The sequence below is a fragment of the Micropruina glycogenica genome (assembly GCF_900289045.1).
Taxonomy (GTDB): Bacteria; Actinomycetota; Actinomycetes; order Propionibacteriales; family Propionibacteriaceae; genus Micropruina; species Micropruina glycogenica.
Map to the genome: position 1 here is coordinate 3,436,633 of NZ_LT985188.1, position 23,247 is coordinate 3,459,879.

At 70.0% G+C, this 23,247-nt stretch carries 23 protein-coding genes and 1 riboswitch; of the genes, 15 read left to right on the plus strand and 8 right to left on the minus strand.

The genetic code is table 11. The annotated features are described in order from the left end of the window. Positions 1-34: 34 nt before the first annotated feature. The 3 genes from nrdH to cobO all read right to left on the minus strand — a co-directional run bounded on the left by nrdH (position 35) and on the right by cobO (position 3,619). Entirely contained in the window at positions 35-262 is a 228-nt protein-coding gene (gene nrdH / locus MPLG2_RS16160) for a glutaredoxin-like protein NrdH (protein WP_105187036.1), read from the minus strand. Positions 263-569: 307 nt separating this feature from the next. Continuing rightward, positions 570-3,023, minus strand: a complete 2,454-nt coding sequence (locus MPLG2_RS16165) for a cobyrinate a,c-diamide synthase (RefSeq protein ID WP_105187037.1) — start codon at positions 3,021-3,023, stop codon at positions 570-572. Continuing rightward, positions 3,017-3,619: a cob(I)yrinic acid a,c-diamide adenosyltransferase gene (gene cobO / locus MPLG2_RS16170; protein WP_231936014.1), complete on the minus strand. Its 603-nt coding sequence runs from the start codon at positions 3,617-3,619 to the stop codon at positions 3,017-3,019. The genes MPLG2_RS16165 and cobO overlap by 7 nt, the downstream gene beginning before the upstream one ends. A gap of 85 nt (positions 3,620-3,704) precedes the next feature. Here cobO and cbiT point away from each other — a divergent pair, with 85 nt between their 5' ends. The 5 genes from cbiT to MPLG2_RS16195 all read left to right on the plus strand — a co-directional run bounded on the left by cbiT (position 3,705) and on the right by MPLG2_RS16195 (position 7,158). Then, the gene (gene cbiT / locus MPLG2_RS16175; protein WP_105187038.1) at positions 3,705-4,274 is read left to right on the plus strand and encodes a precorrin-6Y C5,15-methyltransferase (decarboxylating) subunit CbiT; all 570 of its coding nucleotides are present in this window, start codon (positions 3,705-3,707) and stop codon (positions 4,272-4,274) included. Between the two features lie 89 nt (positions 4,275-4,363). After that, positions 4,364-4,492: riboswitch (cobalamin riboswitch) on the plus strand. A 32-nt stretch (positions 4,493-4,524) separates the two neighbouring features. Next, on the plus strand, positions 4,525-5,211 hold the full coding sequence (locus tag MPLG2_RS16180; protein WP_105187039.1) for an energy-coupling factor ABC transporter permease: 687 nt from the start codon (positions 4,525-4,527) through the stop codon (positions 5,209-5,211). Further along, positions 5,208-5,567 (plus strand): energy-coupling factor ABC transporter substrate-binding protein, encoded by a 360-nt coding sequence (locus MPLG2_RS16185; RefSeq protein WP_105187040.1) that lies wholly within the window; start codon positions 5,208-5,210, stop codon positions 5,565-5,567. Before MPLG2_RS16180 ends, MPLG2_RS16185 begins: the two co-directional genes overlap by 4 nt. After that, on the plus strand, positions 5,567-6,325 hold the full coding sequence (gene cbiQ, locus MPLG2_RS16190) for a cobalt ECF transporter T component CbiQ (RefSeq protein ID WP_197709994.1): 759 nt from the start codon (positions 5,567-5,569) through the stop codon (positions 6,323-6,325). The genes MPLG2_RS16185 and cbiQ overlap by 1 nt, the downstream gene beginning before the upstream one ends. Further along, the gene (locus MPLG2_RS16195) at positions 6,322-7,158 is read left to right on the plus strand and encodes an energy-coupling factor ABC transporter ATP-binding protein (protein ID WP_105187041.1); all 837 of its coding nucleotides are present in this window, start codon (positions 6,322-6,324) and stop codon (positions 7,156-7,158) included. Before cbiQ ends, MPLG2_RS16195 begins: the two co-directional genes overlap by 4 nt. Positions 7,159-7,189: 31 nt before the next feature. Here the strand turns inward: MPLG2_RS16195 and MPLG2_RS16200 are convergent, their stop codons facing one another. The 4 genes from MPLG2_RS16200 to MPLG2_RS16215 all read right to left on the minus strand — a co-directional run bounded on the left by MPLG2_RS16200 (position 7,190) and on the right by MPLG2_RS16215 (position 11,876). Continuing rightward, complete coding sequence (locus MPLG2_RS16200; RefSeq protein ID WP_105187718.1) at positions 7,190-8,629, minus strand: cobyric acid synthase; 1,440 nt, start codon at positions 8,627-8,629, stop codon at positions 7,190-7,192. A gap of 41 nt (positions 8,630-8,670) precedes the next feature. Then, positions 8,671-9,633, minus strand: a complete 963-nt coding sequence (locus tag MPLG2_RS16205; RefSeq protein ID WP_105187042.1) for a zinc-binding dehydrogenase — start codon at positions 9,631-9,633, stop codon at positions 8,671-8,673. Positions 9,634-9,799: 166 nt separating this feature from the next. Next, positions 9,800-10,576 carry a serine O-acetyltransferase gene (cysE, locus tag MPLG2_RS16210; RefSeq protein WP_105187043.1) on the minus strand — a complete coding sequence of 259 codons (777 nt, stop codon included), beginning with the start codon at positions 10,574-10,576 and terminating at the stop codon, positions 9,800-9,802. Positions 10,577-10,805: 229 nt separating this feature from the next. Further along, entirely contained in the window at positions 10,806-11,876 is a 1,071-nt protein-coding gene (locus MPLG2_RS16215) for a DNA adenine methylase (RefSeq protein ID WP_105187044.1), read from the minus strand. Positions 11,877-12,044: 168 nt separating this feature from the next. Here MPLG2_RS16215 and MPLG2_RS16220 point away from each other — a divergent pair, with 168 nt between their 5' ends. Genes MPLG2_RS16220 through MPLG2_RS16250 form a run of 7 tightly spaced genes read left to right on the plus strand, consistent with a single transcriptional unit; the run spans position 12,045 to position 19,019 of the window. Continuing rightward, entirely contained in the window at positions 12,045-12,668 is a 624-nt protein-coding gene (locus tag MPLG2_RS16220; protein WP_105187045.1) for a TetR/AcrR family transcriptional regulator, read from the plus strand. After that, positions 12,662-14,095 carry a putative HlyD family type I secretion protein gene (locus MPLG2_RS16225; RefSeq protein WP_158681281.1) on the plus strand — a complete coding sequence of 478 codons (1,434 nt, stop codon included), beginning with the start codon at positions 12,662-12,664 and terminating at the stop codon, positions 14,093-14,095. The genes MPLG2_RS16220 and MPLG2_RS16225 overlap by 7 nt, the downstream gene beginning before the upstream one ends. Further along, complete coding sequence (locus MPLG2_RS16230) at positions 14,092-14,868, plus strand: efflux RND transporter periplasmic adaptor subunit (protein ID WP_105187047.1); 777 nt, start codon at positions 14,092-14,094, stop codon at positions 14,866-14,868. The genes MPLG2_RS16225 and MPLG2_RS16230 overlap by 4 nt, the downstream gene beginning before the upstream one ends. Then, on the plus strand, positions 14,865-15,797 hold the full coding sequence (locus tag MPLG2_RS16235) for an ABC transporter ATP-binding protein (RefSeq protein ID WP_105187048.1): 933 nt from the start codon (positions 14,865-14,867) through the stop codon (positions 15,795-15,797). Before MPLG2_RS16230 ends, MPLG2_RS16235 begins: the two co-directional genes overlap by 4 nt. Then, complete coding sequence (locus tag MPLG2_RS16240; protein ID WP_105187049.1) at positions 15,794-16,933, plus strand: ABC transporter permease; 1,140 nt, start codon at positions 15,794-15,796, stop codon at positions 16,931-16,933. The genes MPLG2_RS16235 and MPLG2_RS16240 overlap by 4 nt, the downstream gene beginning before the upstream one ends. Then, a complete protein-coding gene (locus MPLG2_RS16245; RefSeq protein WP_105187050.1) occupies positions 16,930-18,048 on the plus strand; it encodes an ABC transporter permease in 1,119 nt (372 codons plus the stop codon). Before MPLG2_RS16240 ends, MPLG2_RS16245 begins: the two co-directional genes overlap by 4 nt. After that, positions 18,045-19,019, plus strand: a complete 975-nt coding sequence (locus tag MPLG2_RS16250; RefSeq protein ID WP_105187051.1) for an ABC transporter ATP-binding protein — start codon at positions 18,045-18,047, stop codon at positions 19,017-19,019. Before MPLG2_RS16245 ends, MPLG2_RS16250 begins: the two co-directional genes overlap by 4 nt. Here MPLG2_RS16250 and MPLG2_RS16255 read toward each other — a convergent pair. After that, positions 18,988-19,929, minus strand: coding sequence for a phosphatase PAP2 family protein (locus MPLG2_RS16255; RefSeq protein WP_158681282.1), 942 nt, complete (start codon positions 19,927-19,929; stop codon positions 18,988-18,990). The genes MPLG2_RS16250 and MPLG2_RS16255 overlap by 32 nt on opposite strands. Before the next feature lie 195 nt (positions 19,930-20,124). On the opposite strand from MPLG2_RS16255, the gene MPLG2_RS16260 reads away from it, so the two are divergent. From MPLG2_RS16260 to arfB, 3 genes are all read left to right on the plus strand, one after another. Then, positions 20,125-20,916, plus strand: a complete 792-nt coding sequence (locus MPLG2_RS16260; RefSeq protein WP_105187052.1) for a maleylpyruvate isomerase family mycothiol-dependent enzyme — start codon at positions 20,125-20,127, stop codon at positions 20,914-20,916. After that, positions 20,888-22,720: a glycoside hydrolase family 15 protein gene (locus tag MPLG2_RS16265; protein ID WP_269459153.1), complete on the plus strand. Its 1,833-nt coding sequence runs from the start codon at positions 20,888-20,890 to the stop codon at positions 22,718-22,720. The genes MPLG2_RS16260 and MPLG2_RS16265 overlap by 29 nt, the downstream gene beginning before the upstream one ends. Positions 22,721-22,803: 83 nt before the next feature. Further along, positions 22,804-23,247: an alternative ribosome rescue aminoacyl-tRNA hydrolase ArfB gene (arfB, locus tag MPLG2_RS16270; RefSeq protein ID WP_105187054.1), complete on the plus strand. Its 444-nt coding sequence runs from the start codon at positions 22,804-22,806 to the stop codon at positions 23,245-23,247.

Genomic DNA, 23,247 nt, shown 5'->3' on the forward strand with positions numbered 1-23,247 from the left:
GGTTGTCTCGACGAGCTCGACCGGCGGAGGTTGATCAGGCGACGGCGAGGGCCTTGATGCGGTCGGGGCGGAATCCCGTCCAGAACTCGCCGTCGGCCTGCACGACCGGGGCCTGCTGGTAGCCGCGCGAGAGCAGATCCTGCAGGGCGGCCTCGTCCTCGGCGAGGTCGACCACCTCGTAGTCGAGCCCGAGCTTGTCGAGGGCGCGGTAGGTGGCGGTGCACTGCACGCACGATGGCTTGCTGTAGACCGTGATCGTCATCGCTCGGGTCCTTTCGAAGATGGTGACTCACATCGATGTAGTTTCACCGTTGTGACTGGGGATGACCCTACACATGCCGGTTGGGGCGCGCAAGAGCCACTACATCTAGTGTTTAGCGTGTCGGTGGCATTCTTCAACCGGGCCGCTCGGAGGAGCCCTCGGCCGCCGTTGAGCCTGTCGAAACCCCTGACCCGAGGGGCGTACGGGCTCTCGAGCACCGACAGCCACAGCGACGCTGAGCCGGCCGCCTCGGCACGCACCTGCACCGCGGCGGTGACCACAGGGCGATCGCGGGGCTGGTCTGCGCTCAGTGGCGCAGGCTCGTCAGGGCGTCGACGAAGGCGCGCCAGTCGTCCGGCACGCGAACCCGGATCCAGGTCGGGCCCAGGCCGGGGAAGCTCTCGCCCCTGCGCACCGCGAACCCCTTGGCGGCCAGCGCCGGACGCACCGACTCACGTCCACACGAGGCGGTGTCGATCAGCACGAAAGGGGCGTGCGAGTCGGGCACTCCGAAGCCGGCGGCGCGAAGGTCGGCCACGAACCGAACCCTGCGTTCGCGCACTGTCGTTGCCACGGCGGCGGCCTCAGCGACCGCTTCGGCAGAGGCAGTCGCGATCATGGCGGCGATCGCCGGCGACGACACCGACCAGGGCGGCTGCATCCGCTCCAGGGCGGCGATCAGTGCCGGGTCGCCCACCACGTAGCCGACCCGCAGTCCGGCCAGTCCCCAGGTCTTGCTCAGCGACCGCAGCACCAGCCGGCCCGCCATGTGCGGCTCGATCAGGGATTCGGCCTCGTCGGTGGCGTCCATGAACGCCTCGTCGACCACCAGCAGCCGGCCCTGCCCGGCCGCCAGCAGGGCCTCGCGCCGGTGCAGCCAGCCGGTGGGATTGGTCGGGTTGCCGACGAACAGCGCGTCCGCCCAGGGCGGCAACTCGCCCAGGTCGGGCGTCCCGGCCCCTGCCGTGACCGGCAGCAGCCAGCGCTGCACCGCCCGCCCGGCGGCGCGTAACGCGGCCTCGGGTTCGGTGAACTGGGGGTGCACTACCATCGGATTGGTCAGCGGCAACCCGTGGGCGATCAGCGTGGACGCCTCCGCACCGCCGCTGGTCGGCAACACCATCGAGACGTCGACGCCGTGCCGCGCCGCGATCGCCTCCCGGGCCGGGCGGACGTCGGGATAGCGGCCCAGCGGCGGGGACAGCCGGGCGATCGCTTCGGCCAGCCACGGGGGCGGGTCGGACGTCAGCACGTTCACGGCCAGGTCGACCAGGCCCGGCCCCAGGTCGCGGTCGCCGTGGTGAGCGAGGTCGATGCCGTCCGGACGGGCGGCGGGGATCTCGACACGCTCGATCGGCGGCGGTTCCGTTGGTCGAGCGTGTCGAGACCCGGTTCCCGCGAACTGCGCCGCCGCCTCCGCGAACCGCTGAGCCGCCTGCGGCACACCCGCCCAGTGCAGGTGCAGATACGAACTGTGCACGCTCGCCCGACCCTCAGCACCCACCGAGAACCCGTGCGCGCGGCCGTCCCAGGTCCACGCCGGCGCGGAGCCGGCCGCCGGCTCGGTCAGGGTGCGGTGGAACTCGTGGCCGCGCACCGACTCGCCCGCCCTGCTCAGCAGGGTGTCGGACGGGGCCGTGGCGCTGCGGTAGCCGAGGCTGAGCCGGGGAGTCATCCGGGCGGTGGCGGACAGCGCGCCCACCATCGGGTGGCCGTCCAGCTGCTCGCCCAGGTACAACTGGCCGGCGCACTCGGCGACCGTCGGCAGGCCGTCCCCGATGGCCGCCGCCAGGGCAGCACGCAGGGGTGCGTTGCGGCTCAACTCCACCGTGTGCAACTCGGGGAAGCCGCCGCCCGCGTACAGCCCGGCGAGGTCGGCCGGAAGGGCGGTGTCATGGAGCGGATCGATCTCGACCACCCGGCAGCCCGCCGCGAGCAGCAACTCGGTGGTCTCGGCGTAGCGAAAGGTGAAGGCCCGGCCGGCCAGCACCCCCACCAGCGGACGGCCCTCGACCGGCGGCACCACCGTCTCCGGACGCCACGCCTCACCCGGCAACGTCGCAGCGGTCGCGGCCAGGTGCCGCACCGCGTCCAGGTCGACGTGCGCCGCGAGGTGGTCGGCCATCGCGGCGATGGTGGCGGCCGACTCGCGACGTTCGTCGGCGGGCACCAGGCCGAGGTGTCGAGACGGGGCGCTGACCCCGGCGTTGCGGGGCACCAGCCCGAGCACGGGCAACCCGGCGGCGTCGAACTCGCGGGCGATCTCGGCGCCGTGTCGCGCGCTGGCCACCCGGTTGACCACGACCCCGGCGATCGTGATCCGCGGGTCGAACGCTCGCAACCCCAGCGCGACCGCAGCGGCCGTGCGGGAGCTGCCGGACGCGTCCACCACCAGCAGCACCGGTGCACTCAGCAATCGCGCGATGTGCGCCGTGGACCCCTCGCCGGCGGTACCCAGGCGCCCGTCGAAGAGGCCCATCACGCCCTCGATGAGGGCCAGTTCGGCCGGCTGTGGAGTCAGGAACCCGTGCCGGAACAGGGCCGGGATCGCCTCCACGCTGGTCAGTACCGGATCGAGATTGCGACCCGCGCGTCCAGTGGCCAGCGCGTGGTAGCCCGGGTCGATGAAGTCGGGGCCGACCTTGAAGGGCGCCACCGGGTGGCCCTGCGCGGTCAGGGCGGCCATCAGCCCGGTGGTGACGGTGGTCTTGCCGGCCGACGACGTGGCGGCCGCGATGACCAGCCGGGGCATGGTCACCATTCGATGCCCGACTGGCCCTTCTGGCCCTGGTCGAAGGGGTGCTTGTGCTTGGTCATCTCGGTGACGGTGGTGGCCAGTTCGCACAAGGCCTCGGGTGCGCGCCGTCCGGTGACGATCACGTGCTGAGTGCCGGGACGCTCGGCCAGCACCTGCAGCACCTCGTCCAGGTCGACCCAGCCGCGCAACAGCGGGTAGGTGAACTCGTCCAGCACGTAGAGCCGGTGGGCCTGCGCCGCCATCAGTTCGCGGACGTGACCCCAGGTGGCGCGCGCGATCTCGGCCTGGGCGTCCAGGTCGCCACCGCGCCGGGTCCAGGTGAAGCCCAATCCCTCCGCGATCCAGCCGACGGGCCCGCCCTGGCCGGTCTCGCGGTGCAGGGCGTCCAGGGCCTCGAAGGCGACCCGCTCGCCGGTGTGCCAACTGGACGACTTGACGAACTGGAACACCCCGATCGACCAGCCCTGCGCCCAGCCACGCAGCGCGGTGCCGAACGCGGCGGTTGACTTGCCCTTGCCGTCGCCGGTGTTGACGATCAATGCGGGTCGGAGCCGGCGTTGCTGCGTGCTCAGGCCGTCGTCGGGAACGGCGCTCGGCATTCCCCTGGTCACCCGTTCATCCTGCCGTATGGGGTGCCTGGGCACCGGGCCGGTGTCGAACTCGTGCAACCGTTAGGGTCGCAGGGTGAGTGCGCAGCTGACCGCGGGACTGCCCGACGACGACTTTCTCAGCGACGGCCTGCTGACCAAACGGGTGCTGCGGGCGTCGGCCCTGGCGGCGCTGGCACCCGTCGGCAACGAGTTGCTGTGGGATCTGGGCGCCGGCACCGGTTCGATCGGCATCGAATGGTGCCGGCTCTCGGACGACAACCGGGCGGTCGCCGTGGAGCGAAACGCCGAGCGGCTGGAGCGGATCGGCGCCAACGCCGCCCGGCACGATGTGGCGGACCGGCTGAGCATCGTGCCCGGAGACACGACCGAGGTGCTGGAGCGACTGCCTCGCCCGGATGCGGTGTTCGTCGGCGGGGGAGTCACCCAGGCCGTGCTGGACGCGTCCTGGGCGGCGCTGCGTTGCGGCGGACGCCTGGTGGTGCACAGCGTCACCGCCGATTCCGACGCCCTGCTGCTGGCGGCCTACCGCCGCCACGGCGGCGAACTGATCCGGGTGATGGTCGAGACCGCCGAACCGATCGGACGCTTCGTCGGCTTCAAGCCGGCCCGTGCGGTGACTGCCTGGGCCGCGATCCACGACTGAGCGACGACAGCGACGCGAACCGGCGCCACGGGCGTCGGCTTGGTCCGACCATTGAACAGGCTTCCCCCGATCCATCGAATCGCGCACGCGGAGGCGAACCGGCTGCGACGATGAAGCCGTCGTCCACGACACGGAATCCGGTGCGAATCCGGAACGGTCGGGCCACTGTGACCCAGCGTGTGCTGGCAAGTCAGAGACGTGCGCGGACGCAGTTCCTTTGGGCCACGTCACCTGAAAGGGGAACGCTCGAATGCATATCGCCGAGGGATTCCTACCAGTTGCTCACTGCGTCGCCTGGTACGCAGTCTCTGCCCCATTCGTCATTCACGGAGCACGCAAGGTCATCGAGCAGGCGAAGGAGCATCCGGAATCCCGGTTGCTGCTGGCCGCCGCCGGCGCCTTCACCTTCGTACTGAGCTCGATCAAGCTGCCGTCGGTCACCGGCAGTTCGTCACACCCGAACGGCACGGGCCTGGGCGCGGTGCTGTTCAGACCACCCGTAATGGCGTTCCTGTCGACGATCGTGCTGATCTTTCAGGCGCTGCTGCTGGCGCACGGCGGTATCACCACGCTGGGCGCGAACGTGTTCAGCATGGGCATCGCCGGGCCGTGGATCGGGTATTGGTGCTGGGTCGGCTCGAACAAGCTGGGCTGGCACCGCAACGTCGGCGTCTTTCTCGCGCTGGCCTTCGCCGACCTGTCCACCTACCTGGTCACCAGCGTGCAACTGGGCCTGGCCTTCCCCGACCCGGTGTCGGGCATCGCGGGTTCGGTCGCCAAGTTCATGGGCGTGTTCGTGATCTCGCAGGTTCCGCTGGCCATCGCCGAGGGCATTCTGGGCGTGCTGGTCTTCCGGTTGCTCACCGACGTCGCCCGTCCCGAACTCGAACGGCTCGGCGTGATCAAGCCTTCGATGAGCGAGGCGGTGGCCCGATGAGCCGCAAGACCTGGACCACGATCGCGCTGGTCGCTGCGATGATGCTGATCTTCGGGGTGAGCTTCGTCGTCGGCGGTATCCGCACCAACCCGGACGAGCGGTTCGCCGGTACCGACTCGGTGGCCACCTCGACCATTCAAGAGTCGAATCCCGACTACGAGCCCTGGTTCCAGCCGTTCTTCCAGCCCGAATCCGGCGAGGTCGAGTCGGGCCTGTTCGCCCTGCAGGCGGCGATCGGCGGCACCGTCCTCGGTTTCGCCATCGGGGCCCTGTGGGGTCGCCGACGTGGCGAGCTGAAGGCGGTCAACGGCCCGACGCCGGACGACGCGACGCCCTCGCCCGAACCGGCCTCCTGATGGCGCACGGCCTGGCGCTGGACCACGCTGCGTGGTCCAGCCCCTGGCGGTCGCGCTCGGTACGTGACAAGGGTGTGCTGTCACTCGGACTGTTGGTGGCGGCCATCTCGCTGCCGGCGTGGCCCGGTGGCGCGGCCGTGGCCGTGGCCGGCCTGGTGCTTCTGCTGGGTCCGATCCGGGTGGGGTGGGCCCGACTGGGTCGGATCATCTGGCTACCGGTGGTCTCGATTCTCATCGGGGTGGCCACGGTGGCGGTCAGCGTCAGTTGGGACGGCGGTCTGCGACTGCAGCTCACTTCCGAGGGCATCGACACCGCCGGTCGGCTGGCCGTGCGGGCACTGGCCGCGACGCTGGCGATGTTCACCCTGGCCTGCTCGACACCGATGATCGATCTGCTCAGCGCGTTGCGGCACGCCCGGGTGCCCGATGCGCTCATCGAGATCGCCGCGCTGATCTACCGGTTCAGCTTCGGACTGCTCGAGAGCGCGGGCGCGATCCACTCCGCGCAGGAGGCGCGGCTGGGTTACGCCACCCGCTCGGCCGCCATGCGCTCGGCCTCGATGGGCGTGGCGGCGCTGTTTCTGCGCTCGTGGGATCGGGCCCGGCGGCTCGAGGCCGGACTGGTCGGGCGCGGCTACGAGGACGCCCTGCGCACCTTGGAGCCGCCCCGGCAGCGCTCCGCCGGCTTTGTGGCCGCGAGCGCCGCGCTGCTGGTCGCCATCGCGGCCGGCGCGGTGGCCTGGCAGGTGCTGACATGAGCCACCGGCAACTTTCGGCCTCGGCCGTGCAGGTCTCGTACGGGCAGCGTGCGGTGTTGCGGGGTGCCGATCTGGAGATTCCCCGGGCTCGCCGGTTGGCGCTGCTCGGTGCGAACGGCTCGGGCAAGACCACGCTGTTGCGTACGTTGGCCGGATCGCTGAAGCCGAATGGCGGTGAGGTGCTGGTCGACGGCGTCGCGCTCCGCTTCGACCGCGCCGGCCTGCGGGCGCACCGTCAGGTCGTGCAACTCGTGGCGCAGAACCCCGACGACCAGCTTTTCGCCGCCGACGTTTTTCGCGACGTCTCGTTCGGCCCGCTCAACCTGGGCCTGGCCGAGCACGAGGTGCGTGAGCGGGTGGCCGAAGCGCTGGCGGTGTTGTCGATCGAAGACCTGGCCGAGCGGCCCATTCATGAGCTGTCGTACGGTCAGCGCAAGCGGGTCGCCATCGCCGGGGCACTGGCCATGCAGCCGTGCGTGATGCTGCTGGACGAACCCACCGCCGGCCTCGACCCGCAGGGCGTCGACGAGATGGTGGGCGCCCTGGAGAGCCTGCTGCGGGCCCACACCACCGTGGTGATCTCGACCCACGACGTCGAGTTCGCGCTCGGCTGGGCAGACTCGGTCGCCGTGCTGGTGGACGGACGGGTACGGCACGGCGCACCGAACGCCCTGCTGTCGGACGCCGGCCTGGTGGCCGCCGCCCGGCTGCGCCAGCCCCTGGTGCTGCAGGCCGCGGGGCTCTTGGGTCTGGAGGCCGCCCGGGTCACCGATGTGACCGGACTGGTGGCGGCCATTCGCGATCAGGGCCGACTGGCCGAGGGCGTGGCCTGAGGCCTTCTTTCCCTGCCGGGGTTCCGGGTGCTCAGTTCGTGGCCAGATCGAGCAGCGCGTCCACGTCGGCATGGGCCTCGAGCGCGTCGGCCAGTTCGTCGAGCATCAGGGTGCGCCGCTCGGCGAAACCAGGGCCGCCCTCAGCCGGACGCCAGGTCGAGCCGACCGTGGCCGCGAGTTCACTCAGCCAGGCGCGGCGGAACCCGTCGTTCTCGAACGCACCGTGCCAGATGGTGCCCCAGGTGTTACCGGTGCGCACACCGTCCAGGAACGGTTCGCCCCCGGTGGGCTCCACCACGCCGTGATGGATTTCGTAGCCGACCACCCGGTGGCCGCGCCAGCTGCCGCTGGGTTCGCCCAGGATCTTCTCGGCGCTGAAGCGCACCCGCGCCGGCAGCAGCCCCAACCCGGGCTCGACGCCGCGGGTGGATTCGATCGGGTCGTCGATCAGCTCGGTGAGCATCTGGTAGCCGCCGCAGATGCCGAGAATCGGGCCGCCGGCAGCCGCGCGGGCGGCCAGCGCGTCGGCCAGGCCGAGCCGACGAAGCCAGTCGAGGTCGGCCAGCGTGGAGCGGCTGCCGGGCAGCACCACCAGGTCGGCGCCGGTCACGTCGCTGGGGCTGGCGGTGGCGAACACGTCCAGCCCCGGCTCGGCGGCCAGCGCGTCCAGGTCGGTGGCGTTCGAGATGCGCGGAAACCGAATCGCCGCCACCCGCAGGGTGCCGGCCCGTCCGGGTAGCCGGGGCCATTTGGCGAAGGCCAGCGCGTCCTCGCTGTCGAGCCACACCTGATCGAGCCACGGCATGACGCCGAAGCAGCGCAGGCCGGAGCGGGCGGTGAGTTCGGCCAGCCCCGGGCCGAGCACCGACTGATCGCCGCGGAACTTGTTGATCAGATAACCGGCCAACGTGGCCCGGTCGGCGTCGTCCACGATCGCCCAGTGGCCGTAGATGGACGCCAGCACGCCGCCCCGATCGATGTCGCCGACCAGCACGACCGGTAGGCCGAACTGCCTGGCCAGCCCGAAGTTCACGTAGTCGCCGACGCGCATGTTGATCTCGGCCGGCGAACCGGCACCCTCGGCCACGACCACGTCGTAGCTCGACTCGAGCTCTCGAAAGGCGTCGAAGGCGGCCTGGGCGAGGTGTGTGCGGCCACCCACGTACTCGCCCGCCTCGAGCGTGCCGGCGGGTTGTCCACGCAGCACGATGAACGCCCGTCGGTCGGTGCCCGGCTTGAGCAGCACGGGGTTCAGCACCGCGGACGGCTGCACGCCCGCGGCCAGCGCCTGCAGGTACTGGGCGCGGCCGATCTCAGAACCGTCGGGGCAGACCATGGAGTTGTTGCTCATGTTCTGGGCCTTGAACGGGGCCACCCGGACGCCGCGGCGGGCGAAGGCCCGGCACAGGCCAGCCACGATCAGCGACTTGCCCGCGTCCGACGACGTTCCAGCCACCAACAGTCCTGCCACGAAAGGCATCCTGTCATGCCGCTCGGGCCTGCTCGCGCTGATCAGGGAACCAGCACGACCTTGCCGTCCACGTTGCCCTCGGCCATGGCCCGAAAGCCCTCGGCGGCCTCGGTCAACGGCAGCAACCGGTCGATCGCCGGTCGCACCCCGGACGACTCGAGCAGCGCCAGCAGCGCAGCGAACTGCTGCCGGTTACCCATGGTCGAGCCGATCACTCGGAGTTGCTGAAAGAACACCCGGTTCAGCTCGGCGGGCGGGTTGAAGCCGCTGGTCGCGCCCGCGCACACGATGGTGCCGCCCGGCCGAAGCGACCGCAGCGAGTGCGCCCAGGTGGCCTCGCCGACGGTCTCGATCACGGCGTCCACGCGCTCGGGCAGCCGGGCGCCAGGCTCGAACGCGGCGGCCGCGCCGCGTTCCAGGGCCGCGGCCCGCTTGGCTTCGGACGTTCCCGTCACCCAGACCCGCAGGCCCAGTGCCTTGCCCAGGGCGGTGGCGGCCGAGGCCACCCCGCCGGACGCCCCCTGCACCAGCACGGTGTCGCCTGCGGTCAGCCCCGAGTCGTGGGTCAGCATGCGGTACGCGGTGAGCCAGGCGGTGGGCAGGCAGGCGGCCTGCGCGGCGCTCAGCCAGTCGGGCCGATCGATCAGGTTGGCCCGCGGCACCGCGACCCGTTGCGCCATCGTGCCCTGGTGCAGTTCCGACAGCAGCGTGCGCTTCGGGTCGAACGTCTCGTCACCCACCCAGTCGGCGCTGGTTATCACCGCATGCACGATCACCGGTCGTCCATCGACGGTGCCGGCGGCGTCGGTGCCCAGAATCATCGGCATGCGGCTTGGCGGCAGCCCGACCCCGGCCAGTGACCACAGGTCGTGGCGGTTCAGGGCGGCGGCTTCGACCTCGACCACCACCCAGCCGTCGGCCGGCTCGGGCTCGGGGCGCTCACCGATCTGTAGCGCGGCAAGCGGATCGTCGGGTTGGGCGGCTTCGACGTAGACGGCCAGCATGCCTGCAGGCTAGCGCCGTGCGTCCCAAGTCGGTCAACAGTCCGCGACGGCCGCTGCTCACGACCTTGCTCGCGGTAGGGTTCATTGCTCGCGCAGGAACCCGAGCAACGTCACGTGCCGCGAGCAACGTCGGACGACGCTCGGGCGAAGGCCGAGCCGGGCGTGATCAGTCGAGGTCGGTGAGTTCGAGGTTCTCGGGAAACACGTGCGACGGGTAGGCGACCGGACGGGCCGGCACCCCGGCCACCGTGGTGAACGCCGGCACGTCTTCGAGCACCACCGACCCGGCACCGATCTTGGCGCCCTCGCCGATCTTGATGTTGCCGAGCACCTTGGCGCCTGCGCCGATCATCACGCCGCGGCCGATCTTGGGGTGCCGGTCGCCGCCGACCTTGCCGGTGCCGCCCAGCGTGACCTCGTGCAGCATCGAGAAGTCGTCTTCGACCACGGCGGTCTCGCCGATCACGATCGAGGTCGCGTGGTCGAACAGAATGCCCTTACCGATGGTGGCGCCGGGGTGGATGTCGACCGCGAACACCTCAGAGATGCGGCTCTGCAGGTAGAGCGCGAGCTGGGGGCGTCCGTTCAGCCAATAGTGGTGCGCCACCCGGTAGGCCTGCAGGGCGTGGAAGCCCTTGAAGTACAGCAGCGGCACCGAGTAGCCGCGGGTGGCCGGGTCGCGGCTCAGCACCGCGCGCAGGTCTTCGCGAAACGCGATGCCGATCGCGCGGTCGTCGTCGAAGGCGCGGTCGATCAACGAGCGCAGGGTGAGCGAGGTGATGGTCGGGCTGCCCAGCTTCGACGCCAGCAGGTAGCTCAGTGCGTCTTCGAGCCGGTCGTGGGCCAGCACCACGGTGTGCAGGTAGCTGGCCAGGGCCGGTTCGGTTTCGGCGGCTTCGGTGGCTTCGGTGCGAATGCGGCGCCAGATTTCGTCGTGCGGCATGACATGCCTTTCAAAGAGTGTGGGTTGGTGTGGCCTGATGGACGGGTGGACGAAGGTCTCAGCCGAGGCGACAACAACACATGCACATCAGCGCGCCCACGGGGCGCGAGGCGATGATCTCGACGTGCATGGCGGCCAACCTATCAGTCACACCCTCGGGGGGCGACGGTCTCGTTGAACTTTCAAATCCTGCAACACCGAGACGAGCGCAGGTAATCCCGCTCACGGACTACGCAGTTTCGCCACCTTGTGGTGCAGGCACTGCCGCCACCGCCGCCGCGACCCGGTCGCTCGGGCCGGCCACGAACACGTATTCGGTGTTGCGGGTGTGCGAGACGTTGCCCACCCGCTGCCCCTGCGGGTTGTAGATGCCGATGCGGGCACCCACGTAGCGGCGCGAGTCGAAGGCCAGCAGCTCCACGCGTTGGTGGCCGGCATCGCGCAGCCAGCCGATCATCGCTTCGGGAGTGATCCACGACTCGTCGTTGTACGACACCAGCAGCACCTCGGTCCGGGCGTCGGCGATCAGCCGCGCGAGCGCGGCGGGCATGGTGCGGCGCGAGTTGAACGGGCTGCGGTGCTCGGCCTCGCGAGCGTCGGTGCGCTTGCAGGCCACGCCGTAGTGCTCGGGCGAATCCCAGCGCACCAGAGTCTCCCAGATGTGGTAGTAGGTGAAGTAGCGGTGCTGGTTGTACGGGGGGTCGAGGTACATCAGGTCGGTGGGGGGCAGGCTGCGCGCCAGTTCGCAGGCGTCGCCACGCACCGCGATTCCGGTGCCCGCCAACAGTGCTGGACGCCGCAGCCGCAACGCGTTGTGCGACCGGCGCGACCACGACTTCAGGTAGGCCATGTGCTGCCCGGTGGTCGAATCGACCCGGTCGGCGGCCTCGATCAGCGCGGTCAGCAGAACCGGGTAGAGCGGGTGGTCGACGAGGTCAACCAGGCGGTGGCGAATGGCGTCGATGCGCATGCCGTTGTGAGGCTGAAAGTAGCGGGCCTGCTCGCAGAACGTCTCGGTGACGTAGCCGCGAACCCCCGGCAGGGCGTCCAGTTCGGCCAGCAGGGCGTCCAACTCGTCGAGGTCGACCGCGTCGGCGTCGGTGACGATGTAGCAGCGGGCCAGGATCTCGCTGTAGCTGGCCAGGTCGGCCGCGGTGACGGCGAGCCCGCGGTGCTTGAACTCCTGCGCCACGCGGGTGCTGCCGGTGAACAGATCGACCGCCGTGCGGGCCTCGGCTCCTTGCGCAAGGCCGCCCAGCACCCCGGCCAGCGTCCGCTTCGAGCCAAGGTACTTGATCACAGCCGAACCCTAACCGGGGCAACCGCTTCGGCCGACTCGTCATCCCGGCGAACGCCGGGATCTCTCTCTCCCTCACCCGAGGGCCCCGGCAGAGATCCCGGGGCAAGCCCGAGATGACGAACTGGGTCACTATTGCTTGAAATCAAACTGAACCGTACAGTTTGAGTCGTGGACGAGTTGAGCCCCCGGGCTCTGGCCAAGCGCCAGCAGATCACCGACGCCGCCCGTGCACTCTTTCTCGCCCAGGGCTACGCCCGCACCTCGATGGACGCGATCACCGCCGAGGCGGGCGTCAGTAAGCAGACCCTGTACGCCTACTTCGACAGCAAGGACGACCTGCTCAAGGCGATCGTGCTCGACGTGCAGAGCGCCATTCCGGCACCGCCCGCGCTGAATGCGCCGCGCAATCGCGGCGAACTTCGCACGGCGCTGATCGCCTTCGGCGAGGCGCTGATCGGCGGCCTGCTGCGCGAAGAGACCATCGCGCTGCTGCGGCTGATGGTGGGCGAGGCGGTGCACCTGCCCGAGTTCCGCGAGGCTTTTCTGCAGGCCTTCCCGCTGTTTCTGCTCGGCCGCACCCGCGCCATTCTCGAAGGAGCGGCGGCGAACGGCGTGATCACTCTCGATCGGCCCGACGTCAGCGTGCGCATGCTGGTCGGGCCCCTGGTCAGCTACGTGATGTTCGGCGGCCTGCTGCTCAGCGGCCCGCCCCAGCCGCCGGAACGTGGCGACGTCGAGTGGCTGGTCGACGCCTACCTGCGCACCCTGGACGACGGGCCGAACCCGTGTTGACCCGATTCGTGCTACCCGCCGCGGCAACCGCCCTGGCGCTGACGCTGACCGGCTGCGCGGCGCCGTCGACCACGATCACCTCGACCGGACGGGTGAAGACCGACGTGGTCACCGCGCAGGCACCCACGCTTGCCGTGCCGCGGGTCAATCTGAACGCCGGCTTCACGGTGACCGCCACGACGCCCGCCAACCTGTCGGCCGTGCCCGCCCTGCTCGGGCTCGGCTCGGCCCAGCGGGTGAGCGCCGTCGAGGTGACGATCGGCGACCAGGTCAAGGCCGGCGACGTGCTGGTGCGCTTCGACGACGCCGCGCTGGCCGCCAATGTGACCGCGGCCAAGGCCGACCTGGCCGTGGCGAAGGCGCAGGTCGGCGTGATCGACAGCGCCATCGACACCCTCGCCGACAAGAAAGCGGACCTGAAGAAGAACCGCACCAAGGTCACCGACGGCATCGCACAGGCGACCAAGGCGCGCAAAGAGTTGGTGAGCAACCTGGCCAAGGCCAAGAAGGCCCGGGTCACGGTGAACACCAATCTGGCCAAGGTGAACAAGGCGCTCAAAGAGCTGCCGCCGAAGCTCGCCCAGATCGAGAAGAACCTGGCGGGCATGAAGGCTCAGCGCCCGGTGGTGGCTCAGCAGCTGGACGACGCGAAAGCGGCCCTTGCCGCCCTGCCAGCGGACGCTCCGCCCGAACAGGTTGCGGCACTGCAGTCGGCCGTGCAGAAGCTCACCGCAGCGCTGGCCGGCATCGACGCCGGCATCGCCCAGCTCACCGCCGCCCAGAAGCAGCTCACCCAGGGCATCGCCCAGGCCAAGGCCGGGCAGAAGAAGCTCAAGGCGGCGCAGAAGCAACTCAACGAGGGCATTCCCAAGCTCACCAAGGGCATCGCCACCATCGACGACAAGCTGGTCGAGGCCCGGGACGGGTTGAAGAAGATCGACAAGGGCCTGAAGAAGTTGGACGACGCCAAGGCCGACCTCACGCGCGGCCGCAAGCTCGCCGTGATCGCCGCCGGCAACGACGTGCCGGTGCAGCAGGCCCGCACCGCCCGCGCGCAGGCCGTGGTCACCGCACCGCGCGACGGCACCGTCACCAGCATCGCCCACGTCGGCGACGTGGTGGCGCCCGGGGCGACGGTGGCCGAGCTGAGCAGCCCGGCGCACGTCGTCGAGCTGTGGCTCGCCCCCGCCCAGGCCGACCGGGTGTGCGTCGGCGACGCCGCGAGCATCGCCTGGGGCGAGAGCCCCACCGGCACGATCAGCCGCATTCTGCCCGAGGCCCAGTACCCGCCCACCTACCACACCACCGACGAGGTGCACCTGACCCGTGCTGTGCCCGTCGAGGTCACCGTCAGCGCCGGGCTGCCGCCCGGCGTGCCCGTCGACGTCCAACTCACGGCGTGCCGAACCAACGAGGTGAAGAAGTGAAGAACCACAAGAGGCCACCGGTGCCGGTGATCGTGCTGGTCGTGCTGTTGATCGTCGGGCTCGGCGGCTGGTGGTGGTGGAGCGCCACCCGTCCGACCACCACCACCCAATCGCTGAGCGGCCAGGTCGAGACCACCGAGCTCACCATCGCTCCGGCGATGGCGGGCCGCATCACCGCCGTCGAGGTCACTGAGGGCGCCCAGGTGAGCGCCGGCGACGTGCTCGTGCAGCTCGACACCGCCGCGTTGAAACTGCAGAAGAGCCAGGCCGAGCAGGGCGTCAAAGCCGCCAAGGCCGCGGTCACCAACGCCGAGGACGACGGCACCAAGGCCGACGTCAAGGCCGCCAAGGCGCGCCTGGCGCAGGCCGAGGCGGCGGTGACGCTGGCCGACGTGCAGCTCACCTACGCCACGATCAAGGCACCGAAGGACGGCACTGTGGTGAACGTGGTCGGCAACGTCGGCCAGAACGCGGCCCCGGGCCGCACGATCCTGACCTTGACCGACCCGTCCGACCTCTTTGTGCGGGTGTTCGTGCCAGAAACCGCGATCGGCCAGGTGTCGGTGGGCCGGCAGGCCACCGTCACCGCCGATTCGAGCACCACCACGTTTCAGGGCACGGTGTCGTTCGTCAGCAACCAGGCCGAGTTCACCCCCAACAACATCGACACCGCCGAGCAGCGCACCAAGCTGGTGTTCGCCGTGCGCATTCGCCTCGACGACACCAGCGGCACCCTCAAGGCCGGCTTGCCCGTGACCGTGACCCTGCCATGACAGCAGTGACCGGGGCGGCGATCGAGGCCGCCGGCCTCGCCCGCAGCTTCGGCGACGTCAAGGCCGTGGACGGTGTCGATCTGAGCATCGCCAAGGGGGCCGTGTTCGGCCTGTTGGGGCCGGACGGCGCCGGCAAGTCGACGCTCATTCGCATGCTGGCCACCGTGCTCACCCCCGGCGCGGGCGACGCGGCTATCGAGGGGTTCTCGGTGCGCCGGCAGCCCGGCAAGGTCACCCCGCTGATCGGCTACATGTCGCAGAAGTTCTCGCTGTACCCCGACCTGACCGTGGCCGAGAACATCGAGTTCTTCGCCAAGCTGCGCGGCGTGCCCGCCGACGTCCGGGGCCCACGCATGCACCAACTACTCGCCGGCATGGGGCTGGACGAGTTCACCGACCGGCAGGCCGGACGGCTCTCGGGCGGCATGAAGCAGAAACTGTTTCTGGCCAGCGTGCTGATGCACGAACCCGACGTGCTGCTGCTCGACGAGCCGACCACCGGCGTCGACCCCGTGTCGCGGCGCGAGTTCTGGCGCATTCTGGCCGGGCTGCACCGGCAGGGCACCACGGTGCTGGTCGCCACCCCCTACATGGACGAGGCCGAACGCTGCACCGACGTGGCCTTTCTCGACGGTGGCCGCATTCGGCACCGCGGCAGCCCCGCCCAGATCAAGGCGCTCGTGCCGGGCCGGCTGTTCGAGGTGGGCGCCGCCGACCCGCGGGCCGCGCTGGCCGCGGTGCACGGCCTGCCCGGCCTGCTGGCCGTGCACCTCTACGGCGACATCGTGCGGGTGCTGACAAAGGCCGATGACCCCGAACCGATCAGGGCCTGGCTGGCCGCGGCCGGCATCACGGCCGAGGTCACCCCGGTGGCGGTCGACATGGAGACCGCCTTCGCCTTTCTCGCCGAACTCGGGGCGGCGGCATGACCTCGTTCACCCGCATCTCGGCGATGACCCGCAAGGAGTTCATTCACCTGTTGCGCGACCGCCGCACCCTGGCGGTGGTGCTGGTGATGCCGGTGCTGCAGATGCTGCTGTTCGCCTACGCGATCAGCTTCGACGTCAAGAACGTCTCGACGGTGATCATCGACACCGACCAGACCCCGGCCAGCCAGGCCTACGTGCGCAGCTACGCCAGTTCGGACTTCTTTCGGTTGGTCGGCACGGCGAACGACCTGGGCGCGGTCGACCGGGTGTTCGACCACAACCAGGCCCGCATCGCGGTGGTCGTGCCCTCAGGCTTCGGACGGCAGTTGGCCGCCGGTGAGCGTGCCACCGTCGCGGTCTACCTCGACGGCAGCGAGCCGACGGCGGCCCGGGTGGGGCAGGCGTTCAGCACCGCGCTCAACCAGGTGTACGGGCAGCGGGTCACCATCGAGTGGGCCGACGCTCAGGGCCTCGACGTGACCGCGGCCGGACAGCTCGAACCGCGGGTTCGCACCTGGTACAACCCCGAGAAGCGCAGTTCGGACTTTCTGATCCCCGGCCTGATGGTGGTGATCATCATGGTCGTCGCGCTGCAACAGACCGCGGTGAGCCTGGTGCGCGAACGCGAGCAGGGCACCGACGAGCAGTTGGCGATCAGCCCCATGAAGCGCTGGGAGATGATGGTCGGCAAGGTCGCTCCCTGGACCCTGCTGGCCTTTCTCGACCTGGCCGTGATCACCGCGGTCGGCATCTGGTTCTTCGACCTGCCGCTGCGCGGCAGCGTCACCGTGCTGATGCTGGGTGCCGCGCTTTTCGTGTTCTGCGCGCTGGGGCTCGGGCTGGTGATCTCGGCCGTCGCACCCAGCCTCGAAACCGCCAACATGCTCGGCCTGCTGCTGTCGCTGCTGCCGGCGTTCATTCTGTCGGGCTTCGCGTTTCCGCTCGGCTCGATACCCGAGTGGTTGCAGGTGATCAGTTGTGCGTTTCCGGCCCGGTTCATGGTGACGATCTCGCGCGGGGTGTTTCTCAAGGGCGCCGGCTTCGACGAACTGTGGCCGCAACTGGCCGCGCTCGGCGCCTACGCGGTGGTCGTGCTGACCATCGCCGTGCTGCTCGACGGACGGAGGCGGCGATGAGCCTGCACCGCATTCGGCTGCTGATGTGGAAGGAGTTTCTGCAACTGCGCCGTGATCCGCTGCTGATCAGGTTGCTGTTTCTGATGCCGATTCTGCAGCTGATCCTGTTCGGCTACGTGGTGGCCGCCGACGTGAAGAACCTGAGCACCGCGGTGGTCGACCTCGACCGCACCTCGACCTCGCGGGCGCTGGAGGCGAGCTTCGGGGCGTCCGACTATTTCGTGGTGACCCAGCGCCCCGCCGAGACCGACCTGCAGCACCTGATGGACACCGGCCAGATCGCCATTGCGATCGTGATTCCCGCCGGCACCCAGGCCGCGCTCGACCGCGGCGAGGCGGCGCCGATCGGCGTGGTGGTCGACGGCTCCGACAGCCAGGTGGCCAGCGTGGGCAGCGGCTACGCCGCGCAGATCGTGGCCCGGTTCAACGCCGACCGCCTGGCCGCCCAGGGCGTCGACCTGGCCGCGCCGGGCATCGACGCCCGCGTGCGGGTAATGTTCAACCCGACGCTGGCTTCGGTGAACACCATGATTCCCGGCCTGGTGGCGGCCATCTTGATGCTGTCGATCATGGCCGTGATGGGCCAGGCGGTGGTGAAAGAGCGCGAACGCGGCACCCTGGAGCAGATGTTCGTCACCCCCATCAAACCGGTGGAGTACCTCACCGGCAAGGTCACCCCGTACGCGCTGTTGGCCGTGCTGCAGCTGACGGTGGTGGCGCTGGTGGGCATCTTCTGGTTCAAGGTGCCGTTCGCGGGGCAGTTCTCGGTGGTCGCCGCGGGGCTGGCACTGTTCATGCTCACCTCCATCGGCCTGGGACTGCTGATCTCGCTGGTGTCGCACACCCGGCAGCAGGCGCAGCAGGTGATGATGCTGTTCATGCTGCCCAGCTTCGTGCTGTCGGGCTTCATCTTTCCGATCGACTCGATGCCGCAAGCGATTCAGCCGCTGAGTTGGTTCATTCCGCTGACCTGGGCGATCAGCATTCTGCGCGGGGCGTTCATCAAGGGCAGCGGTTTCGAGGCGCTGTCGACCCAGTTCTGGATTCTGTGGCTGTTCGGCGTGGTGATCTTCGGCGCGGCGGTGGCTGCGACCCGACGGAGGCTGGCCGAATGACCATCAACGATCTCGCAGGCACCCCGCCCAACCCTGAGGCCGCCATCTCGGTGCGCGGGCTGGTCAAGCGGTTCGGCACCTTCACCGCCGTCGACGGCATCGACTTCGACGTGCCGCGCGGTCAGATTTTCGGCTTTCTCGGCCCCAACGGGTCGGGCAAGACCACCACGATTCGCATGCTCACCGGCACCAGCGGCCCCAACGCGGGGCAGGCCCTGGTGCTGGGCGAAGACGTGATCAACCACCCCGAGCGGGTGAAGCAGCGCTTCGGTTACATGTCGCAGAAGTTCGCGCTGTTCGAAGACATGACCGTGGAGGAGAACCTGCGTTTCTACGCCGGCGTCTACGATCTGAGCGCCGAGCAGTTCGCCAAGCAGCGCGCCTACGTGCTCGACATGGCCGACCTGCGGGGCCGCGAGAACGAACTCACCGCGAACCTGTCGGTGGGCTGGCGACAGCGGCTCGCATTGGGCACCGCCACCATTCACGAGCCCGAACTGCTGTTCTTGGACGAGCCCACCGGCGGCGTCGACCCCGTGGCCAGACGGCAGTTCTGGGATCTGCTGTACGACCTGGCCAGTCGCGGGGTGACGCTGTTCGTCACCACCCACTACATGGACGAGGCCAGCCACTGCAATCAGCTCGCCTTCATCTACCGCGGTCGGCTGATCGCCGAGGGCGTGCCGCACGACATTCGCCGCGATCTGATCGCCGAACAGGTGCTCGAGGTGTCGGTGCGCGACGTCGACGGGGCCCTGGCCTGGCTCGAACAGGCCCCCGGGGTCGAAGAGGCGTACCTGTCGGGCGCCCGGTTGCATGCGGTGATCGAACCAGGGGCGTCGGGCGACGTGGTGGGCGACTACACCGCCCGGCTGCGGACGGCAGGGTTCGCCGACGCGTCGCTGGTGGCGGTCGAACCCACGCTCGAAGACGTGTTCGTCAACCTTGTGGCGAGGGCGCAGGAGTCGTGACGTCGCCCAGCTCGGTGCGCTGCTTCGCACGAGGCATCGGACGGGTGGCGTCCAGCAGCCGCAGCAGCCCGCCCAAACCGCCGCAGGTCATGCCGACCAGGGCGGCCACTCCGCCGACGTAGGCGATGAACGCGGTGGTGCGGTCGGTGGCTTCGGGGTCGGCGTTCCACACCATGAAACCTGCCGCGGCCGACAGCGCCAGGCCGCAGATCGCGAGCATGACCAGAATCACCGAGGTGGCGCCGGGTCTGTGGGTGACGTCGCGCAGCGGCGTCCTGCGCTCGGCGACGCGAACCGCGGCCACCGCGAGGCAACCCCAGCCGGCGGCCACGAGCACCGCGGCCGCGACGTCCGAGGGCCGATGCCAGTGGTTCACCAGGGTGGCGAACCCGTAGGCCGACACGCCCACCACGCCCAGTGCGGTGGTGATCGAGCGCAACCACGGAGGCACCACCAGCATCAACCCGACCAGCCCGGCAGCCGCCACGGTGGTGTGCCCCGAGGGCAGGGTGTTGGTGCCGTTCCAGGCGCCGAGGCCCAGCAGGTCGTCGCGCCGGAACACCAGCATCTTGAGCACCTGGGTGGTCACATTGGCGCCGGCCACGGCGACCGCTGCGGCGATGGCGGCCACCCAGCGTCCGCGCAGGGCGCCGATCAGCAGCACGGCGACGATGATGCCGCCGACCATTGGCACCGAAACGGTGCCGAGCAGTTGGTCGGCCTGCTCGTCGAGCCGCCAGCTACCCACCCGCGAACCCTCGAGCGCGAGCGAGTCGATGCGCTGGCCGGTGCGGGTGCTGACCATCGCCCACCAGATCAGGTACACCAGCCCACCGGCGAGTACCGCGGCGGCGATCGGCGAGGCGATGCCGGGCAGCGGACGGTCGGGTGTGGTCGGGGGCTGGCTCACCCATCCATCGTCCCACCTGCGCCAAGCGTTGGTGGCACCGAACGGCGTGCTCCACGAATCGTGCTGAGAACGCCGACAGGGGGCCAGGTCGTTGAGCCCGATCGGCACTGTCTGGTGACTGCAGCGTGACCCATGGCGCCCTCGCCCGTCTGAAGCGGACGAGTTTCGTCCGGTTGGGGTTCTAGGATCGGGTTCATGTTCGACCACACCGCGGTGATCGCCGCCGAAACCGACCGGTTCGCGGCCGCGATCCGCTCCGCCGACCAACAGGCACCCGTGCCCACCTGCCCCGACTGGACGGTGGCCGACCTGGCCTGGCATCTCACCGAGGTGCACGCGTTCTGGGCCGGGATTCTGGGCTCGGGGGCGATCACCGACGACGATCAGGAGGCGGTCGAGAACGCCAAACCGGCTCGTCCGGGCGACGTGCCGGCCACCCTGGCGCTGCTGACCGACCAGACCGACGCCCTGGTGACGCAACTCGGCCGGCGGGCCGACGACGAGCCGGCCTGGTCGTGGTTCGGCACCGACCAGACCGTCGGCTTCACCCGGCGCATGCAGGTGCACGAGGCGGTCATGCACCGCATCGACGCCGAACTGGCGGCCGGGCTGCCGGTCACGCCGATCGCCCCCGCGGTGGCCGAGGCGGGCATCGTGCACGCCCTCGACGTGATGTTCGCCTGGTGGGGCACGCTGCCCGGGTTCGCGTTCGTGCCGTCCGATTCGGTGGTGGCGCTCACCCTCACCGACACCGGTCGCACGATTCTGCTGCGACCCGGCCGCTGGCAAGGCGTCGGCCAGTCAGGCAACAGCTACGACGAGCCGGGGGTGCTGCGCGTCACCGACCTGGCGCCCGACGCAGGTTTCGCGGGTACGGCCGAGCACGTCGACCGCTGGCTGTGGGGCCGCGGTGACGAACCCGAAGCCGACGGCGACGAGAAGGCGCTCACGGCGGTGCGTGACCTCGTGGCCCAAGGCATTCAGTAGCAAGGGCTGCTGGCACGATGGGCGCATGCCGACACCGATCGAGAACTACGCGCTGTTGAGTGACTGCCGCACCGCGGCTCTGGTGTCGAGCGACGGCTCCATCGACTGGCTCTGCCTGCCCCGGTTCGATTCGGGCTCGGTGTTCGCCGCTTTGCTGGGCGGCGACGAGCAGGGTTGCTGGAAGCTGCGCCCCACCCATCCGGACGCGCGTTCGGTGCGCAGCTACGACGGCGACACGTTCATTCTGGTCACCAGTTGGGACACCCCGGACGGCCAGGCCGAGGTGCACGATTTCATGCCGGTCAACGAGCACCATCTCGACGTGGTACGCCGGGTTGACGTGATCCGGCGGATCGTCGGCGTGCGCGGCACCGTGGAGCTCGGCCAGGAGTTGCGGCTGCGTTTCGACTACGCCCGGGCGGTTCCCTGGGTGCGGCGTTCCGGCTCGACGCTGACCGCGGTGGCTGGACCGAATTCCGTGCTGGTCCGCGGCGGCACGCTGACCGCGTCCGACCACGTTCACACCGGCACCGTCACCGTCGCTGCCGGTGAGGTGAAGGAGCTCAGCCTCACCTGGCACCCGTCCCACCACCGGGCCCCGGAAGAGTTGAACGGCGAAGCGGAGCGCGAACGCACCCTCGACTACTGGCAGGACTGGGCCGACCGGATCGACGCCCACCACGAGCACCGCGAGCACGTGGTGCGATCCTTGCTGGTGCTGCGGGCGCTGACCCACCGCGACACCGGTGGCATCATCGCCGCGCCCACCACGTCGCTGCCGGAGGACTTCGGCGGCGTTCGCAACTGGGACTACCGCTACGTCTGGCTGCGCGACGCCGCGCTGACCCTGGAGGCGCTGATCGCACACGGTTTTCTGCGGGTGGTGGAGCACTGGCGTAACTGGCTGTTGCGTGCGATCGCCGGCGACCCGGCCGAGATGCAGATCGTCTACGGCGTGGCCGGTGAGCGCGACCTGCTCGAACGGGAGCTGACCCACCTGCCCGGCTACGGCGGCGCGCGTCCGGTGCGCATCGGCAACGGTGCGGCGCTGCAGTACCAGGCTGACGTGGTCGGCGAGGTGATGGTCGCCCTGCATTCCGCCCGCGAGGCCGGGCTGGGGGAATCGACCACCTCTTGGCCGTTGCAGCGGGTGCTGCTGAACCGGGCGCTGGTCCGGATCGGCGAGCCCGACAACGGCATCTGGGAGATCCGCGGCGAGCCGCGGATGTTCACCCACTCGCGGGTGATGACCTGGGCGGCGTTCGACCGAGGCGTCCGGGCCGTCCACGGCTACGGACTGCCCGGTGCGGTCGAACTGTGGCAGAGCGCCCGCGACAGCGTGCGCGCCGAGATCGAGGCCAGCGCGGTCAGTGCGGGCGGCTGGTTCACCCAGCACTACGGCACCGACGAGGTGGACGCCTCGCTGCTGGTGCTGCCGCAGGTGGGCTTCTGCGCCGCCGACGACCCCCGCATGCTCGCCACCGTCGAGCGGCTGGAGCAAACCCTGATGGTGGGCGGACTGCTGCATCGCTACCTTGCCGAGACCGGCGTCGACGGACTGGCCGGCACCGAACACCCGTTCCTGGCCTGCTCGTTCTGGCTGGTCGAGCAGTACGCGGCGACCGGACGGGTCGACGACGCCGAGGCGCTGATGGACCGGGCCTGCGCCGCCGCCAACGACCTCGGCTTGCTGGCCGAGGAGTACGACGTCGAGGGTCGCAGGCAGGCCGGCAACATGCCCCAGGCGTTCTCACACCTCGCGCTGGTCAGGGCCGCGGACGCCCTGGCGGCGGCCCGATTCTAGGGAAGCGCAGATTCTCGCTGGTCGAGCTTGAACCAATCCCGGGCGTAGCGCCAGGGTGCGCCGCTTCGCCTACCGTTGGCCGCATGGACGACCTGCACCTCGCGCCCGCGCCGGGCCTGCCGGGCGGGCTCGTCATACCCGAGCGCGAACTGCTCGAGCGCTTCTCGCACGCGTCGGGGCCGGGTGGTCAGGGCGTGAACACGGCCGACTCGCGGGTGCAGTTGTCGTTCGACGTGGCCGCGTCCACCGCGTTGGACGATCGGCAGCGGGCACGTTTGCTGCACCGGCTGCGGCCACGGCTCAGCGGCACCGTGCTCACGATCGTGGCCGCGCAGCACCGATCGCAGCGGCAGAACCGCGCCGCTGCCCGAGGTCGGTTGGCCGAACTGATCAGGGACGCCCTCGCGCCTCCGCCGCCGCCCCGGCGGGCCTCGCGTCCGACCAAGGGGTCTATCGAACGCAGGTTGGCCGGCAAGCGGCGACGCAGTGAACTGAAGCGGCAACGCGGCGGTTTCGGCATCGACTGA

Coding starts and splice junctions, on each gene's coding strand:
- MPLG2_RS16250 (WP_105187051.1), top strand. CDS start 18,045: ATGACCATCAACGATCTCGCAGGCACCCCGCCCAACCCTGAGGCCGCC.
- arfB (WP_105187054.1), top strand. CDS start 22,804: ATGGACGACCTGCACCTCGCGCCCGCGCCGGGCCTGCCGGGCGGGCTC.
- MPLG2_RS16165 (WP_105187037.1), bottom strand. CDS start 3,023: ATGGTGACCATGCCCCGGCTGGTCATCGCGGCCGCCACGTCGTCGGCC.
- MPLG2_RS16235 (WP_105187048.1), top strand. CDS start 14,865: ATGACAGCAGTGACCGGGGCGGCGATCGAGGCCGCCGGCCTCGCCCGC.
- cobO (WP_231936014.1), bottom strand. CDS start 3,619: ATGCCGAGCGCCGTTCCCGACGACGGCCTGAGCACGCAGCAACGCCGG.
- MPLG2_RS16240 (WP_105187049.1), top strand. CDS start 15,794: ATGACCTCGTTCACCCGCATCTCGGCGATGACCCGCAAGGAGTTCATT.
- MPLG2_RS16180 (WP_105187039.1), top strand. CDS start 4,525: ATGCATATCGCCGAGGGATTCCTACCAGTTGCTCACTGCGTCGCCTGG.
- MPLG2_RS16195 (WP_105187041.1), top strand. CDS start 6,322: ATGAGCCACCGGCAACTTTCGGCCTCGGCCGTGCAGGTCTCGTACGGG.
- MPLG2_RS16185 (WP_105187040.1), top strand. CDS start 5,208: ATGAGCCGCAAGACCTGGACCACGATCGCGCTGGTCGCTGCGATGATG.
- cysE (WP_105187043.1), bottom strand. CDS start 10,576: ATGCCGCACGACGAAATCTGGCGCCGCATTCGCACCGAAGCCACCGAA.
- MPLG2_RS16205 (WP_105187042.1), bottom strand. CDS start 9,633: ATGCTGGCCGTCTACGTCGAAGCCGCCCAACCCGACGATCCGCTTGCC.
- MPLG2_RS16245 (WP_105187050.1), top strand. CDS start 16,930: ATGAGCCTGCACCGCATTCGGCTGCTGATGTGGAAGGAGTTTCTGCAA.
- MPLG2_RS16260 (WP_105187052.1), top strand. CDS start 20,125: ATGTTCGACCACACCGCGGTGATCGCCGCCGAAACCGACCGGTTCGCG.
- cbiQ (WP_197709994.1), top strand. CDS start 5,567: ATGGCGCACGGCCTGGCGCTGGACCACGCTGCGTGGTCCAGCCCCTGG.
- nrdH (WP_105187036.1), bottom strand. CDS start 262: ATGACGATCACGGTCTACAGCAAGCCATCGTGCGTGCAGTGCACCGCC.